The following is a 16632-nucleotide window of genomic DNA, read 5'->3' on the forward strand; positions in this document are numbered from 1 at the left end:
TTCGTGGTTTTTGAACTTTATAAACAAGAGATTATGACAATTAATGATTTAAAATATAAGATTGAAAAGAATTTTAGAAAGATAAAACTTCAAAATGATATTTATGGATTTCAAATTCAACCAAATACTAAATTTTTAAAAGGCATTAGCAGAAAAGAAATTGATAAGTTGGAAATATTATTTGGGTTTGTTTTTCCAAAGATTTATCATGAAATACTGTTGGTTATTGGTGGATTTGACATTAAAGAAATTTCAATAGATCCAGATGGAGATGAGATAAAATTTAATGATTGTTTTTATCAATATCCGCGAGATATTGAGAAATCTAAATGGCTGGTTGAAGAAATAAATGAAAACAAGATATATGCAGAATCTGCTCTTTGTGAATCAGGTTTTGATGTTTCTAAGATTGTTGGTTACGTTCCAATTTATAGTCATAGAGCATTAGTTGTTTTTGAAAATAAAAATCTTTCACCGGTTATTTCGGCTTGGGGGTCCGATATAATTGTATATGGAAACAATTTAGAGGAATATTTAAAGAACGAATTTTTGAGATATTAATAATTATATGAAATAATCATACAATGATGCAACAATTTATGCCATCATTTAATGCAATTACAAAATGAAAAATGCTTTCCCTTATCCGTATTATATTTATGGTTCTGATGATTCTACAGATCAGGATGTTATTATTATAGTTCCAAAAGAAGATATGCCGGGAACGCAGGAAGAAAGGAAAAATAAGGTCTTTTTTCTTTTGAAAGAATACAATCTGAATTGGAATGCAACATTGGCGGTAATCGAAAAAGGAATAATCTCGGATACAATTTACACTAAATCCTGGATTGATTCTCTCAATAATGCATTGCTTGAAACCTATAGTCTACATCAGCAGGAATATGAATTATCGATAACCAAAAAACAAATCAGAAACAAAACACTGGCTATTTACAAAGCCGTTCGTACCGTTTTGACCATGTTGACACGAACAGAATATAGAACTCGGATTCGACCAATTATAAAAGGAATACATGATTTTAATTTGAAACTGGAAGTACTGGACAAAATAGATTTTCTTTCACTTTCAGAGTTTCATCAGAAGAATACGAGAGATGAAGATATTTGGAAAATTATAGCTTTTTATGTCGGACAAAATATCGCACTAATCGAAAATGATATTGAAATATATACCAAAAAGAATTTCGTAAACCATTTCGATGATTTGGATGCATTTATATATAGAAAAACAATTTCGGCAGAAGATAAAATGATATTACAAAAATATATCAAACATTGGCTGAAACTGCTTCATAATTTTGGAGAATTTAAATCGGCAAATGGTTTTTTGACTTGTAATAATGAATGCATCGATATGTTAAATGAAAAATTTTAAAATGAAATCACCAATCTATCAAATATTTGGTTCTGAAAATTCTCTTGATGTTGATCTGGTTTTCTTTGTTGAAGAAATGCCGGAAACGATATTAGAAAAATTAATAATATCTAAAGAACTAAGCGCATCCATAAAGTCATTCTTTCCTGAAAAAGAAATCAATGCCAATCTTGCTGTTTGTAAAAACGATCATTTAGTTGAGGTTTACAAAGGAACAACTGACGAATTAAACAATGCATTATTTTATACTTATCATTTTCACGAACAAAAGTTTGAGAATCAAATAACAAAACTATTGGTAAGGGATATTGATCTGAAATTTTTGAGATGTACCAGGATGATCTTGTCTTTTGTAAGCAAAACAGAATACAGAGTTTTGGTAAAAAAAGCTTTAAAAGGAAATCTGGATGAAAAGATTCAGGCTTTAGAAACTATAGATTTAAATACAATAACCTCTTTTGGAAAAGGTAATGCGAAAGAGGATATTTTAAAATCAATTGCTTTTCAATTGGGGCAGACAATTGCACTTAGCGAAGGAAAAGAACTTTACACTAAAAATCAAATTGCAGCTTCTTTTCCAGATCTAAGAAAATATCTTTCCAGAGAAGAAAATGTCGATTTGAATGATTTGCAAAAATGGCTTTCAATATTTGTTGAATTATTGAAAATAAGAATGTTATCGATGAATAATACGTCTGGACATAAGTATGAAGACGAAAATGATTTTAATTACGCAAATTAACTGCGCAGTAGTTTTTGAATCTTTGTTTAAAGATTAGAACTTATGAATACAGTACTTTTAAACGAGATGATTTTCAAAAATTATGTAAGGATAAATAAACATCCTAAACATGATTTATACATATACAATTATACACAAAGCGCACAATTTGAGAGAATCTGGAATGAGATTACTTTAGCTTGCAGAGGTTTAATTTTGGACGGAAACGGAAATGTAATAGCAAGACCTTTTCCTAAGTTTTTCAATTTGGGCGAAATGGAAAATCAGGTTCTTCCGGATACCACTTTTGAAGTTTACGATAAAATGGATGGTTCATTAGGGATTTTGTATTGGATAAAGGACGTTCCTTTTATCGCAAGCCGAGGTTCTTTTTCGAGCGATCAATCGGATAAAGCGAATGAAATGTTGCACGGAAAATACAAAACAACATGGGAGCTTTTGGATAAAAACAAAACCTATATGTTCGAAATTATTTATCCTGAAAACCGAATTGTTTTAGATTATGGAGCTTCCGAAGAATTGGTTTTACTGGCGATTATTGATACACAATCTGGAGAAGAATTTGACCTTGAAGATCTTGGTTTTCCTGTAGTTGAGAAGTATAACGGAATCAAAGATCTTTCGCTTTTAAAAGAAATGGATATTGCGAACAAAGAAGGTTTTATTATTAAATATTCAAACAATTTTAGAGTGAAAATTAAATTTGAAGAGTATCTTCGTTTACACCGAATTATTACTCAGGTTTCTAACTTGAATATCTGGGAATATTTGAAAACCAATCAGCCAATGGAAGAAATCCTGGAACGTGTTCCGGATGAGTTCTTTGATTGGGTAAAAGAAACTAAAAAAGATTTAGAAACTAAATATGCGGTAATAAAAGATCAAGCCAAAAAGGATTTTAAAGTATTAGAAACGGTCAAAGAAACCGCTTTGTATTTCCTGACTTGTCAACATCCGGGCGTATTGTTTGCCATGTTGAATAATAAAGATTATTCGGTGATTATATGGAAAATGATTCGGCCAACATTTGAAAAACCGTTTAATAGAGAAGAAGAATAAAATGAGAAAAGTAATTTTAATGAAAGGATTGCCGGGAAGTGGGAAATCTACTTTGGCAAAAAAGATAATTGCAGATAATCCTGAAACTTATAAAAGAATTAATAGAGACGATTTGCGTGCGATGTTTGACAACGGAAACACCAGTCAAAGCAACGAAAAATTCGTTAAAAAAGTACGTGATTTATTGATCGCAAAAGCTCTGGAAGAAGGGAAAAGCGTTGTGATTGATGATACCAATTTATCGGATACAAATCTTAGACGAGTTTCACAATTGGTCCAGGAATACAACATAAAATTCAATGAAAAGGTCGAAGTTGAGGTTATGGAAGTCAATACAGATGTTGCGGTTTGTATCGAAAGAGATGCTTTGAGAGAGAGACCTGTTGGAGAAAAAGTAATCCTGAAAATGCACCGACAATTCTTTAAAGATTCTCCTGAGTACCGTGATCAAAATCCTGATTTACCAAAAGCAATAATTTGTGATCTTGACGGAACGTTGGCTTTAATGAACGGACGAAATCCATTTGATGCCAGTAAATGTGATCAGGACGAAATCAATAATCCGGTGGCGAATGTTTTGAGAAATTACAAGAAACTGGGTTATGAAATATTGCTGGTTTCGGGAAGAGAAGACCGATACAAAGATCCAACGTTGCGTTTTCTTGAAAAACATGAAATCGAATATGATGCTTTGATCATGAGAAAAACCAAAGACAGCCGAAAAGATTCCATTATAAAAACCGAAATCTACAACGAATCCATCAAAGATAAATACTTTGTAGAATTTGTTCTGGACGACAGAAATCAAGTAGTTGATACCTGGAGAAATGACCTGAAATTACCTTGCTTTCAGGTTTATTACGGAGATTTTTAATTTGAAGGTACTGAGGTTCTAAGTTGCTAAGATACTAAGGCAAAAAAACTTTGCGTCTTAGTGCCTTAGTGGCAAAAAAAATAACAAAATACAATATAAAGATTCAACGAGAAAAAAACTTAGAACTTTAGCCTCTTAGAATCTTAGAAACTTAAAAAAAATGAATGCATACATAGATATTGGAATTAATTTAATCAATAAACAATTCCAAAACGACATAGACGATGTCGTACAAAACGCACTAGATGCCGATGTATCGCAAATGATACTAACCGGAACAAGCATAAGAAACAGCGAAGAATCTGCTCGATTAGCAAAAGAATATCCGGGAATATTATATGCTACGGCAGGAATTCATCCGCATGATGCGAAGAGTTTTGATGCGCAAAGCATTTCGAAACTGAGAAATTTATTAAAGCAGAAACACGTAGTTTCAGTAGGCGAGTGCGGACTCGATTTTGATCGTGACTTTTCGCCCAGAAATGTACAGGAAGCGTGTTATAAAGCTCAGTTAGAATTGGCAATCGAAGTTCAGAAACCTTTGTTTTTGCACGAAAGAGCTGCTTTTACAAAGTTTATGGGCATTACAAAAGAGTATTTGCCACAATTACCAAAAGTCGTTGTGCATTGTTTTACAGGAAATTTGCAGGAAGCCAAAACCTATCTCGATAACGGATTTTACCTTGGTTTTACCGGAGCAATTTCAGACAGTAAACGTTTTGATCATTTAAAAGAAGTGATTCAATACGTACCCCTTGACCGAATGATGATCGAAACCGATGCGCCATTTATGCTCCCGAAGAATGTTCCAAATAGTCTTTTAAAGAAATACCACGAACGAAGATGCGAACCTGTTTTTCTGCCTTTTGTCGCAGCAATGGTTGCACAGTTCAAGGGAGTTTCGGGAATTATAGTTGCGGAAGAAACTACGAAGAATGCGAAAAGCTTTTTTGGGATTTAGCGTTTCGGGATCGCTTTTGAATTGGTGAGTTGGGGTTGAAAGAAATTATAAATCCCGATTCATACCTAATGTGCCACTATTTATATCAGAATAGAGTGGGAGATATAAAAAATTATTTAATTTGCCTAAAAAAATAATAATGAAATTCGTACTGCACAGAACCATAATCATAAAGTCATTTATTGCCGCATTAACCATATTAGTAATTAAAAATTTTGTATTTAAAAATCTTTCTTTTTACAGACAGGATTTTCACGATTTGATCGAATTATCAGATATTACGATTATTTTCACAGGAGCATTTTTTGTGTTTGGATTATTATTGGCTGCAACCATGACCGATTTTAAAGAAAGTGAAAAAATCCCGGGAGAAGTTGCTTCAAATTTAGAAGCGATTAAAGATTGGATTTATCTCGCTTTCAGAGCGCCAAGAACTGGAACTTCTGATTTGTGCAAAGAAGAATTAAATAGCACTTTTCTACGCGAGGAAATGATTTCCATTACCAATGGCATTATTGAATGGATATATTCCAGCGGAAAAGATTCTACCGTTATCTTTCCCTTAATTCGGAAATCAAATGAGATCGCCTATTATTTTGCAGAAAGAGGTGTCGACAAAGAAGCCATAAAAGGTATACAGGAAAATACCAATGCAATGCGAAAACAACTTACGCGTGCCTATACGATTTCGAGAAACAACTTTATCAAGCCGGCTTATATTTTGCTACAAAGTATATTGTTTATAGTGATGTCGCTTTTACTGATTACCAAATTCAAAAGCCCCTCAGCCGATTATTTGGTGACTTCTGCGATCACATTTATATTTTGCTATTTGTATTTATTAATTAGCGGTCTAGACGATCCTTTTGATATTCATAATGGAGATACCAATGTCGATTTGAAACCTATAGACCGATTCAAACAACGACTGATTTCAGATTTTTTAGTTTGAAAACCGGACTGCTTTTAATAGATTCTTTTAGCTAAAAATTGAAGAAGATAAGTCTATGAATGACTTTATCCGAGCCTTTAAATCAGGTGTTTTTTACTGGGTTTAAAGGCTTTTTGTTTATTTATATTTGAAAACAATCTAAATCAGGAACAATGTGGTTTGGTTAATTTACCGAGTTCAAAAGGAATGTTTGTTTTGTTTTTATGATCACAATAAAATTTTAGATTATAAAGGAATTATTCAAAAAGAAAACTCCAATGAAGTTTCGGTTTCGTCAATTCCTAAAAACGAAAAGTTAATCGGTTATTTATCCTGTAACCAGGATGGATATTCTAAATATTGCAAAGAATACACAGAATATTGGAGTTGGATCGAGAAGCGAAATGAAGATCGTTACAATACGAATCAGAAACATGATAAAAATTATGATAGCAAAAACATGATGCACACGATAAGACTTTTGCACACTTCTGAACAAGTTCTTTCAACTGGAAAATTAAATATTAGAGTTCCAAATCGTGAAGAATTACTCGACATAAAAGCAGGAAATAAAGAATACGATGATTTGAGTGAAATGGCATATAGTTTAATCGCTTCAATCGAAAATTATTATGAAACTTCAATTTTGCCTGAAAAACCTAACGAAGAAAAAGCAATAAAAAACTTTAATCGAAATTAGGGAACAATTATATTGTCAACAGGTTTCGGCCCGTTTAAATCAGATTCCTTAGTTTTTATAAACTTCAAATAAATAAAATATTCAATAAACGGAATAATCAGAAACAACAAGAAAAAGAACAATTCATGTTTCAGGATTTCCTTAAAAATATAATCTAAAACAGCTTGCAATTTGCGTCCCATTTCTGATTGAATCGAAAGTTCAATTCGTTGAGGTTCGATTTGATCTAATTTTTGCAAAAGCGATTTGAATTCGGTATAATCAATATCTTTTACGTTTTTCATGTTCGCTTTATCGTCAACCACTTTCATAAAACCATATACGCACGCACTGTAAACTTCTGACTCATATTTTTTGAGCAAATACGAAGTCGAAGAATTTTTAAAATTATCTACAGAAGAGAAACCGCTGTTATTTTGTTTGATATAAATTGCCAATGCTTCGGTCATGGATTTACTCACATCTTCAGACGAATTGGATAGCGTTTGAAGTGTATGTAAAAAATCTTTCTTCTCTTTTTCAGATGAAAATGTAGTTCCAATAGTTTTCGAATAAATATTAGCCGTTATGTTTTTGTTTTCTGATTTCAAAACTGAATGGCCTCCGTAAAAAAGACCAATCATAGCCGAGAAATACAGAAATACGATCATAAAATACGGAATCCAGAGTTTGGCAATCCAATTGTAGTATTTCCTGTCACGGGTGAAAATGTTTTTTCGGTAGAGAAACACATTAAAAACGATTCCGAGAATAAGTCCCAGAATAATAAATAAAACGAGCCAAAAAATAAACCAACCAATATTGGGTAAAATAAATTGTTTTGAAAATTCCCAAATTTCTGACCAATCAATACTATCGATATATTCTTTCATATTTTGATTTAAGTGTCATAAAAATAATCAAAACTTTTATTCAAATTAAAATACTAAGCAATTTTTCTTTAACTAATTTTTAACAATAGTATTTTAGTTAAAAAAATAAATTACTTTTGTACTCATAATAGAAACAAAAAATAAAGATGATACTTTCAGCAATCCTAAGTTTTGAACTTTTAGCCGGAGATTTTCCAGCTGAAGTGGCAGGATGCAATAAGTATTTTTATGAAATTGAAATTTAGATTTTAGAGTTTAAACTCAACATAAATATATAAAAGCATCCTTATTTGAGGATGCTTTTTTTGTTTTAAAGCATTTTGACTTTGCTCAGTGTGACAATTTTATGAGTGTTTCGACTACACTCAACAGGACAAGAAGATATTTAAAAATGAAAGAAAAATAACCGTTAACTAAAAATAGTAAAAAAATAATTAACCAAATGTTTAATGATTAAGCCAAATAGCCAAATATAATCTTGGAAAGTAATCTGATTGAGAAACAGTCATTTGATAATAAAAGAGATCTGCACTAGTATGCGGACAGGAATTTCTTTGTTTTAATTTTAAGTATAACTAATTGATAGTCAGAAAAATAATCTTAAAAAGTATTTGGATAATTGAATTTTTAGACTTTATCTTTGCCAAACAAATGTGAACAAAGATTTCATACAACAAGAATAATTTTAAAATATAATAGTAGATATAAAATGGATTTTAATACTAAGATAAATATAGCCAAATCTCTAAACGCCTATTCGGGTCGTGAATGGATTAACATGTCGGTGCATCAATATAAGCAATAGGATAATTATTATCGTATTTGTTATGAAGCACCTTTTATCGGGTGCTTTTTTTTATGTCAAAAAATTATTTTAGGTTCAAAGGTTCATAGGTTCAAAGCGACAAAGGCTTAGAGGATCAAAGGTGTAAAGTTGCAAAGAAAAAAGAACTTAGTGTTTTGCGTCTTCGGGGCAAAATAAATTAAAAAGAATTACTTATGGAAAAGATACACAAGTCTGCTAAGAATCAAATTTTTTTAGCAAGAGTAATAGATAAAATAAATGTAGAACATATAGGGCTAAGAAGCCTGGGCGCCATCGATTTTAGATTTTCAGCTATTATTAATGGAGGATTATATAAAAGATTCTATGTCCCGAAAGAATATACAATTCCTGCCAACGAGAGTTCGTGTCAGGAAGCAGATTTAAAAAATAAAATTAATACAACATACGAATTATACGGAACTAAAATTCAGGTAAAACCTAATTCTCAGAATTATTGCGTTTTTCTGAGGTTCCCAGGAATTCTTAAAAAAATATACTATGAGCAATATATTAAAAGAATACAAAAAAGCGATTAAAATTAAATATGAGATAGAGAAAAAAGGAAAATACTTTGATTATTTGTACAGTCCTTCTCGTGGAAAACTACGTGATTTGTGCTGGCTTATTTTCGAAAATAACCCAACTAAGGATGACTTAAATGTTTTCAGAAATTTATTGAGTTTGGATTTTGATCATACCAAAAAGAATAAGTTTAAGGAAAAAAAAGATAAGTTTAGACCTATTGAAACGTTCTTTAAAGGCGAAACAGATCCGTCAAATATTGATGCTATCAATTTGGCAGCGATTATGGTAGATTTCCATCCGCGTCCTTTTAAAAAGTTTCATGAAGAGTATACGGCTGAGCCGGCAAAGAAAACTGCTAAAACAAAGAAGGAAGTCATTGAAAAAGAGAAATTAATTGACAGTAAAAAGTCAAAAACAGTTCTCAAAAAAGGAAATCTTTTTCTAAATTTTGCAGCTGCAATTTCTAAAAAAATAGATGAGAAGATACATCCCGGAAGAATAATTACAATTTCAGGCAGTTGAAGTGTCATTAGTCAATTAAAAGAAATCGTATTCATTACTTTTTAGTAGAGGTGAAAAAAGAAGCCGTTTCAATAATGAAACGGCTTTTTTACGTTATTTTATTTCAAGTTGATTTGAAAAGTTATTTTAAGAAATCATCATCTTAACTCCCAAAATATGCTTACAAATTCCTCTTTTGCCCTGATAAGCGGTAAACCAATCGCAAGTACATTTTTGTGATGTATCATCGATAATGACTTTGTGTAAAACACCTGAACCTTTTACTTTGGCTTCGATATAATTGGCTCTTCGTTCTACAATTTCGATGTCTTCATTATCGATCAGTTTTTTAGCATTTTTAAGTCTTGGGTTTAGCGACAAAATACGTTCGGTTTTAAACGGAAGACGACGATAAAAATGTGCTTTTTCACTTAAATCATAACCCAATAATCCCATAGAAGATAAATTCGAAGTCAGATTGTCCATGGTGCCAAAATCGATATCATTTTCGATAGAAAGCATCGTTGGGTCAAAAGTTTCATTCGATTTTAGTAAACTGTTCAAACCATAAACCCATTCTATTGGTAAGCTTTCGGTCATGGTTTCAAGTACATTTCCTTCACCTGAGAATCCGCGATAAGAATCAGGGGAAAAAGCCATTAAAAGCTGCATTTTTCCAAATTCAGCCACTATTGCGCACGTTTGTTGGTCTGATGATTCATAAATATAAATTTTATCTACAATTGCCAGAATTCCTTCTAACAAACGTAATCTTTGTACGCCTCCAATTCTAACGCTGTCAGCTGTAGCCAAAGTCGAAAACATAAATTTTCCGGCTCTTTTGGTAATGAAAAAATCGCCTTTTACGGTTCCTTTTGGTAAACTTTGAAACAATTGGATCGTTTGAATTTTATTCAATTCAAACTTAATATCCATATCTGCCAGATATAACTGAACGCTCGTTAAACCTTTTATCCAGCGCATTGGTAAAGTCACTTTTTTCTCCGTCACTTTCGCTTTGCTGGTGATAACCTGAACGGCCTGCTGACCAACGGCAAGTGTTACTTTTTCGTTTTTCTGAATCGCATTTAAGGCATTCAGCATCGGATCATTAAAATCAACATTCGTAGTTCCATTAGCGATAAATTCTCCGTCAATCGCTTCAGGTTTCATATCCAGTCTTACATAAACACCATTACAAGACGAAAACCCTTCAAAACGCAATCGCTCAGATCCTGCCGAAACGATGGGATCACGAAGACTTGGCGGAATTGGCCCAAAACTGGAACGAACGACTTTAGCAATCGTAGTCCAGCATTTTGCGGTAACATAAGGATCAGTCAGACTTCCCCAGAAAAAACACGGAATGTTATTGACTTCTTCAATTTCAGTTTGGTGGGCGAGAACCAGATTGTTGATGCCTTTGGTTTTACTATAAGTAGAAATTCCTTTATAATTATATTCTAGATCTGTCATTTTCTTTATTTTAAAATTTGCTTAATCAATGATTTAAGCGATGCGTTGTCTTTCCATTGTTCGAAGAAAACAATTGCTTCTGCAGATGGTTTCTGATTGGTTTTCGTTAAAATATCAAGATAGTTTTCTACTATTTTTTTGAAGTTGGTTGGCAATTTTTCTTTTAAATCAAGATTTTCAAAAAAGGAATTTAACAACTTCAATAAAGCATTATTGTGCAATGGCGAAACATCTTTTATGGCAATTAATCCGTCGACTAGTCTTAAAAATACTCCATATTTTTCGGTTGCGAGATACGCAATTTTCTTTGCAAGAGTTTTAATATCAATGGCTTGTTTTTCGATTAGCTGAATCAAAACTTCAGATGCCAGTAATCGTAAATCTTTCTTTTCCTGAAAGAAGCAGCATGCATATACAAGTATACTAATATCTGAGAATCGAAATTCAGGTCTATTAATAACGTCGAGAAAACCTTTTAATTCTGGTTTTGCACCATCGGCAATATTACAATTATGTAATAAAGTCAATGCAAGTGCATCTGAATTTTGCGGGGTAAGACTGTGCCAGAAATAGGTGTTTCCTGCATAATTTATATTATAATCCCAAGTGTTTGATCTCTTGTAAACATCCTGGCTGTACAACAAATAATTCGGGATTTTAGAATAATTCGGCAAGTCAAATCCTAGTTCATACCACGATGGCGTTCTTTCTTTTTCTTTGGTTTGATAATTCGTCCATTCGTTCCATTTTTCTTCAAACTGAACCTCAGGTTTAAAAGGAGCAACCACAAACGGAATGTCTTTTAGGTACGTATTTTCGAATTCAGGGAAAGTATCGTTTGGATAAAACGTTCTTGCGGCAACAGCCCACAGAGATAAGTTTCCGGTTTCTTTGGTGGTTTTACCCATCGTTGCCAATAGTTTTGAGAATAAAGATGTTGAATCTAAATTAAGTTTTTCATCGACACCAAGACAAAACGATAAAAGCTGTTTTATATCTCCTTTAACCTGATCCAGTAACGGAAGTGCTTCTTCGACATTTTCTCTCGGCATACGTGCGATTGCAATAGCCAAGTCGACAGAATCAATCTCTTCATTAGTATTTTGATACGTGATAACTCTTTCTAACAAAACCTTCGGAGCGACCCAATATGGTTTATGACTCGGAAAAGAAAGCAGAGGCAAAGCAGAGTTTGCATCTATTTTTTGCTGCACTTTTTCTAGCAAAGACTGCATGAATGTAAGTGTATTAATCTTAGAATAATGAGTCACTTTGCTGTTGAATTTGCTATCGATGTTTGCGATTTTAGATAGTAAAAATGCTTTAATGAAATTTTTGTGAATTGCTTCAAAATAATTTTTTTGCAATTGTTTTTCGTAAGGCTGCAACTGCGCTGAATAATCTGTCGGAAACAAATTTCGTTGCGAGATGTAAATATTCAATAGAATTTCGGAATCTAATGTTTCTTCTGAATTTATGAAATTTCCAAACTGAAAAACAACATCATTCCAATCCTTAGGCAATTGAACTTCTTCTGTAAGTAATAATTCTTGTTGAGGTTCGAATGTATATTCTTCTAAAGCAGAATCGTCAAGAGCTAAATCGTCTTCATTTAAAAACGGCGTTAATCCTGATTTTATATTTCCCTGCATCAGCGTTACATAAGAAGATAATTTCTCTTTAAGAACCTTATCTTTTACATTCGCAATTTTGGTAATTATTTTGGTAGCGCGTTCCTGCAAAGCCAGATCGGCAATTACATAAACATCGGCAATAATTGATGCAATGGTTGTGCTTAGTTTAGGATTTGATTTGGTTATTTTCTCCAGAATTGGCAAAACATTTTTAATAGCTGCTTTGCAATCGCTTCGCATCATTAAAGGTTCGAGCCACTCCAGAAATGATTTGGTTTTGAATTTTGGATGATCGTATATTTTCTTAATCAATTCTATCCCGTAACTTGTTATAGGCGGATAAGGATGATGTAAATAGGAGAATATGTTTTCCTGTAGAACAATAAGTTCGTCGGGCGTAACATTAAATTCATCTATCCTTTTTCTAAAAAACGATTTCAGGTTATTGTTCCATTCTTTAGTTTGAATCAGGACGGCATTTTCGATAAAAAACGCACGATCCATCTTTTTTTCGTCTAATAATGATTTATAAATAATAGCCCAAGTTTGAAATTCGTCGTGTTTTTGAGAGTCATTTTCTCTGAAAAAACTGTTGTGCAAAATCGTTTCATAATTAAACAATTCCGGAATATCCCTTTCATAAGTTAGTTTGTCATTCAATGAAGTATTGATAAATCTTCGGGTCTTCATCTTTGCACGCCACTCATTTGTTGCTGCCAGAGTCAAAGCATATAATTCAGGATTGAATTGCAATAAATTGTGTTCTTCTAATTTGCGAAGCGTATGATAATTGAAACCAACCCAGTCTTGTCTTTTTACTTTTTCTAAAATAAAGGTATCAAGCCAATTGGGTTTTGCCCACAATAAAACCTCTATAACCTGAGGTTTTTCATCTATTTCGTTCAGTAAACTCAAAGCTTCATCCCAGGAATTGATGTCGGTTTTATCAAATAAAGCGATGGCACTAAGCGTAATAATGTCGTTTTGCTTTTTATCGCCGCGGGTTCCCCAGCCATAATCGTGTTTGTCTTTTTTTACATAACCCGGATCTTTTGTAAGATCGGTATAGGTCATGAAATAACGCTTGTTTTTCTTGATGAGCTTTTTTAGTGCTTCAATATTCCCTTTTGATTTTTCATTAAGGAAAGGCAATAATAAATCTATATTTTTTGATTTTACAATGGCGTCGTATTCTTCCAGAACTGCATCAGAGCTTGAACTTTTGGCTGTTTTTGGTTTTGAAGCCACAGCAACATCACCAGTTTCTGAATATCCTTTTTTTACTTTTTCTGCCAGTATTTTTTCTGCTGATTTCAGAGATTCTTCCTCTGTAGAGAATTTTTTGGTTTGAGAAGTTCCCGATGTTCCGTTTTTACCATAAGTCACAGTATATTCTAATCCTGTAACTTCAATTTGCCAAAACTTATCAGAGTTTCCGTCTATGTATTTTAAATTTTTTTTCATGCTGTTTTAAGAACTGAAATTGATAAAAAAGAAAGTGTGCGTATATTCTCAAAAATATAAAATTATTAAGGTTTATCGGGTGTTTTTAAAGGAAAATTTAGGTTAAAATTGTTAGAGGGATGATAAACATTTCAAAATTAGACATTAAAAAAGGCTGTTCTTTTGGAACAGCCTTTTTCGTTGGTTATTATTATTTTGATTAATTAATTTTGTCCGTAAATTTTAGTGTAAAGATCTTTATAGATTTCTTTAATAATTTTACGTTTTAATTTTAAAGTAGGAGTAAGTTGTCCGCCATCGATAGACCAAACATCCGGAGTTAACTCAAAACGTTTGATTTTTTCCCAGTGACCAAATTTCTCATTGATTCCTTCAACTTCTTCGTCAATACGTTTAATGACATCAGCATTTGAACTAATTTCTTTGTCAGTGCTTCCTAAAGTTATTTTGTGAATTTTTGCCCATTCTTTTACAAACTCAAAGTTTGGCTGAATAAAAGCGGCCGGCATTTTTTCGCCTTCACCAATTACCATGATTTGCTCAATAAAACGAGATTGTTTCATAGCATTTTCAATCAATTGAGGAGCAATATATTTTCCACCAGAAGTTTTGAACATTTCTTTTTTACGATCTGTAATTTTCAAGAAACCTTCGCTGTCAATTTCACCAATATCTCCGGTATGGAAATAGCCGTCTTGCAAAGCTTCGGCAGTTTTTTCAGGATCTTTAAAGTAACCTAACATTACATTTGGTCCTTTGCAAAGGATTTCACCGTCTGCAGCAATTTTAACTTCAACGTTGCGAATTACTTTTCCAACAGTTCCAATTTTGAAACCTTTATTTCTTTGGTCGTTTACAGCAATTACCGGAGAAGTTTCAGATAAACCGTAACCTTCCATAACCGGAATTTCGGCAGCAGCAAAAACTCTTGCTAAACGTGGCTGTAAAGCAGCACTTCCGGAAACCATTAAATCTAAATTTCCTCCTAAACCTTCTTTCCATTTACTGAAAATAAGTTTTCGTGCTATTTTCAATTGAAATTCATACCAGGCACCATTGGCTCCGTATGGCTCGTATCTTAAACCTAAATCAATCGCCCAGAAAAATAATTTTTTCTTGATACCAGTTAATTCAGTTCCTTTTGCATAAATTTTATCGTAAACCTTCTCTAAAAGTCTTGGTACCGCTGTCATAACAGTTGGTCGAACTTCTTTTAGGTTGTCGCTAATCTTGTCAATTGATTCTCCAAAGTAAACAGAAACACCATAATATTGATAGATGTACAAAATCATTCTTTCAAAAATATGGCAAATTGGCAAGAAGCTCAAAGCGGTGCTTTTTCCCGGATCAAACGGAATTCTTGGCGCGCTGTCTAAAACATTAGAAACGATGTTTTTGTGCGAAAGCATTACACCTTTAGGTCTTCCTGTAGTTCCTGATGTATAAATAATAGTTGCTAAATCATCGGTATGAATACTATCTTTTCTGGCATCAACTTCGCTTTGATTGCTTTCGTCTTCGCCTAATAATAATAGATCAGTCCAATTTTTACAGCCTGCGATTTCGTTAAACGAGTAAACTTCTTTTAAAGTAGGTACATTCGCTTTGATGGCGTTTACTTTTTGAAGTACTTCATCATCAGATACAAAACAGTACATACTGCCGCTATGGTTTAATATGTATTCGTAATCTTCTTCAGAAATTGTTGGGTAAATTGGAACGTTTTGTGCCCCGGTTTGCAGAATACCAATATCCATGATATTCCACTCCGTACGATTATTAGAAGTGATTAATGCAATTTTATCATCTTTTTGAACGCCCATACGCAGTAATGCTCTTGAAACAGCATTTGCTTTTGCAATATATTCCTGGCTAGATGTTTTTTCCCAGACTCCATTTTTTTTAGTTGCCAGAGCAACCGGAAGGTTATAAGTTTCTTGTTGATAATAGGGAAAATCAAAAAGACGTGTGATTGAAATCATGTTAGATATATTGAATTTTATCGCAAATTAAATAAAAAATAGGTATAATTTTTAATTTTGTGAAATTTTATGGCAAAAATTATAGGTACTATTAAAAATCAACGAAAACGTTTTCTTTTTTGTAGTAATTTTTAGAAAAACCAAGAAATATTTAATTTGTCACTTTAAGTTTTGAGTAAATTATTGAACATTGTAGTCAACATATTCTTTTACTCTTTCTCCCATCAGAAACATTTTTTTCTTGGCAAAATGAATAGAGAATTGAGAATAATTCCAGGTATCACTATCATTGTTCCTGTACCAAAATGTATACGTGGCACTATTAAAACCTTCTCTAAAAACCGGAATTCCTTCTTCAGTACATTCGACTCCCCAATTGATTTTTACTTTGGATAAATCGGCAGACTGAATAACTCCTGTACCATCAGGATTCAATACAGTAGTTGGCTCTTTTTGCCCTGAAATTAAATAAGTTCCCGGAACAGGATAACCAATAGTGGTGGTAATAAAACGTTCTCGATTGTTGTAAGTAATTTTGTCTACCTGAACTTGAGAATAAGAATATGTAGAAACAAAAAATAATGTAATCAATAATAAATGTAGCGCTTTCATTCTTTGTAGGTTTAATTGTTTTTTGGGTTGCAAAAAAAATCAGTGGCATGATTTTTTTGGCGAATATAGTTCAAATT

The 16632-nt window shown here is 32.6% G+C and carries 15 protein-coding genes; 10 read left to right on the plus strand and 5 right to left on the minus strand.

Annotated elements, in window-relative coordinates; all coding sequences use genetic code 11:
• The first annotated feature begins 33 nt into the window (after positions 1–33).
• The 8 genes from LPB88_RS17380 (at position 34) to LPB88_RS17415 (ending at position 6663) form a co-directional block, all read left to right on the plus strand.
• Positions 34–561: a hypothetical protein gene (locus LPB88_RS17380; RefSeq protein WP_230716913.1), complete on the plus strand. Its 528-nt coding sequence runs from the start codon at positions 34–36 to the stop codon at positions 559–561.
• A gap of 64 nt (positions 562–625) precedes the next feature.
• A complete protein-coding gene (locus tag LPB88_RS17385) occupies positions 626–1396 on the plus strand; it encodes a hypothetical protein (RefSeq protein ID WP_230716915.1) in 771 nt (256 codons plus the stop codon).
• Position 1397: 1 nt separating this feature from the next.
• Positions 1398–2138: a hypothetical protein gene (locus LPB88_RS17390; RefSeq protein ID WP_230716917.1), complete on the plus strand. Its 741-nt coding sequence runs from the start codon at positions 1398–1400 to the stop codon at positions 2136–2138.
• Between the two features lie 42 nt (positions 2139–2180).
• On the plus strand, positions 2181–3197 hold the full coding sequence (locus tag LPB88_RS17395) for a T4 RnlA family RNA ligase (RefSeq protein ID WP_230716918.1): 1017 nt from the start codon (positions 2181–2183) through the stop codon (positions 3195–3197).
• 1 nt (position 3198) lies between these two features.
• Positions 3199–4071 (plus strand): AAA family ATPase, encoded by an 873-nt coding sequence (locus LPB88_RS17400; protein ID WP_230716919.1) that lies wholly within the window; start codon positions 3199–3201, stop codon positions 4069–4071.
• Between the two features lie 160 nt (positions 4072–4231).
• Positions 4232–5032: a TatD family hydrolase gene (locus LPB88_RS17405; protein WP_230716920.1), complete on the plus strand. Its 801-nt coding sequence runs from the start codon at positions 4232–4234 to the stop codon at positions 5030–5032.
• 139 nt (positions 5033–5171) lie between these two features.
• Positions 5172–5984, plus strand: a complete 813-nt coding sequence (locus LPB88_RS17410; RefSeq protein ID WP_230716921.1) for a hypothetical protein — start codon at positions 5172–5174, stop codon at positions 5982–5984.
• Positions 5985–6138: 154 nt separating this feature from the next.
• Positions 6139–6663 (plus strand): nucleotidyltransferase domain-containing protein, encoded by a 525-nt coding sequence (locus LPB88_RS17415; protein WP_230716922.1) that lies wholly within the window; start codon positions 6139–6141, stop codon positions 6661–6663.
• Here the strand turns inward: LPB88_RS17415 and LPB88_RS17420 are convergent.
• Positions 6660–7535, minus strand: coding sequence for a chloride channel protein (locus LPB88_RS17420; RefSeq protein WP_230716923.1), 876 nt, complete (start codon positions 7533–7535; stop codon positions 6660–6662). The genes LPB88_RS17415 and LPB88_RS17420 overlap by 4 nt on opposite strands.
• Before the next feature lie 999 nt (positions 7536–8534).
• Here LPB88_RS17420 and LPB88_RS17425 point away from each other — a divergent pair.
• Positions 8535–8897, plus strand: a complete 363-nt coding sequence (locus tag LPB88_RS17425; RefSeq protein WP_230716924.1) for a hypothetical protein — start codon at positions 8535–8537, stop codon at positions 8895–8897.
• On the plus strand, positions 8860–9408 hold the full coding sequence (locus tag LPB88_RS17430; protein WP_230716925.1) for a hypothetical protein: 549 nt from the start codon (positions 8860–8862) through the stop codon (positions 9406–9408). The genes LPB88_RS17425 and LPB88_RS17430 overlap by 38 nt, the downstream gene beginning before the upstream one ends.
• A 126-nt stretch (positions 9409–9534) precedes the next feature.
• Here LPB88_RS17430 and LPB88_RS17435 read toward each other — a convergent pair whose 3' ends face one another.
• The 4 genes from LPB88_RS17435 to LPB88_RS17450 form a co-directional block, all read right to left on the minus strand.
• On the minus strand, positions 9535–10863 hold the full coding sequence (locus tag LPB88_RS17435) for an SWIM zinc finger family protein (protein ID WP_230716926.1): 1329 nt from the start codon (positions 10861–10863) through the stop codon (positions 9535–9537).
• Between the two features lie 5 nt (positions 10864–10868).
• On the minus strand, positions 10869–13961 hold the full coding sequence (locus LPB88_RS17440; RefSeq protein ID WP_230716927.1) for a DUF6493 family protein: 3093 nt from the start codon (positions 13959–13961) through the stop codon (positions 10869–10871).
• Positions 13962–14164: 203 nt separating this feature from the next.
• Positions 14165–15943, minus strand: a complete 1779-nt coding sequence (locus LPB88_RS17445) for a long-chain fatty acid--CoA ligase (protein WP_230716928.1) — start codon at positions 15941–15943, stop codon at positions 14165–14167.
• 180 nt (positions 15944–16123) lie between these two features.
• A complete protein-coding gene (locus LPB88_RS17450; protein ID WP_230716929.1) occupies positions 16124–16555 on the minus strand; it encodes a hypothetical protein in 432 nt (143 codons plus the stop codon).
• Positions 16556–16632 lie beyond the last annotated feature (77 nt).

Source organism: Flavobacterium sp. JAS (assembly GCF_020991455.1).
Taxonomy (GTDB): Bacteria; Bacteroidota; Bacteroidia; order Flavobacteriales; family Flavobacteriaceae; genus Flavobacterium.

Bases quoted from the DNA above. Each gene is read 5' to 3' on its own strand.
- LPB88_RS17395 (WP_230716918.1), top strand. From the start codon at position 2,181: ATGAATACAGTACTTTTAAACGAGATGATTTTCAAAAATTATGTAAGG.
- LPB88_RS17385 (WP_230716915.1), top strand. From the start codon at position 626: ATGAAAAATGCTTTCCCTTATCCGTATTATATTTATGGTTCTGATGAT.
- LPB88_RS17380 (WP_230716913.1), top strand. From the start codon at position 34: ATGACAATTAATGATTTAAAATATAAGATTGAAAAGAATTTTAGAAAG.
- LPB88_RS17430 (WP_230716925.1), top strand. From the start codon at position 8,860: ATGAGCAATATATTAAAAGAATACAAAAAAGCGATTAAAATTAAATAT.
- LPB88_RS17405 (WP_230716920.1), top strand. From the start codon at position 4,232: ATGAATGCATACATAGATATTGGAATTAATTTAATCAATAAACAATTC.
- LPB88_RS17400 (WP_230716919.1), top strand. From the start codon at position 3,199: ATGAGAAAAGTAATTTTAATGAAAGGATTGCCGGGAAGTGGGAAATCT.
- LPB88_RS17450 (WP_230716929.1), bottom strand. From the start codon at position 16,555: ATGAAAGCGCTACATTTATTATTGATTACATTATTTTTTGTTTCTACA.
- LPB88_RS17425 (WP_230716924.1), top strand. From the start codon at position 8,535: ATGGAAAAGATACACAAGTCTGCTAAGAATCAAATTTTTTTAGCAAGA.
- LPB88_RS17410 (WP_230716921.1), top strand. From the start codon at position 5,172: ATGAAATTCGTACTGCACAGAACCATAATCATAAAGTCATTTATTGCC.
- LPB88_RS17390 (WP_230716917.1), top strand. From the start codon at position 1,398: ATGAAATCACCAATCTATCAAATATTTGGTTCTGAAAATTCTCTTGAT.
- LPB88_RS17435 (WP_230716926.1), bottom strand. From the start codon at position 10,863: ATGACAGATCTAGAATATAATTATAAAGGAATTTCTACTTATAGTAAA.
- LPB88_RS17420 (WP_230716923.1), bottom strand. From the start codon at position 7,535: ATGAAAGAATATATCGATAGTATTGATTGGTCAGAAATTTGGGAATTT.
- LPB88_RS17440 (WP_230716927.1), bottom strand. From the start codon at position 13,961: ATGAAAAAAAATTTAAAATACATAGACGGAAACTCTGATAAGTTTTGG.
- LPB88_RS17445 (WP_230716928.1), bottom strand. From the start codon at position 15,943: ATGATTTCAATCACACGTCTTTTTGATTTTCCCTATTATCAACAAGAA.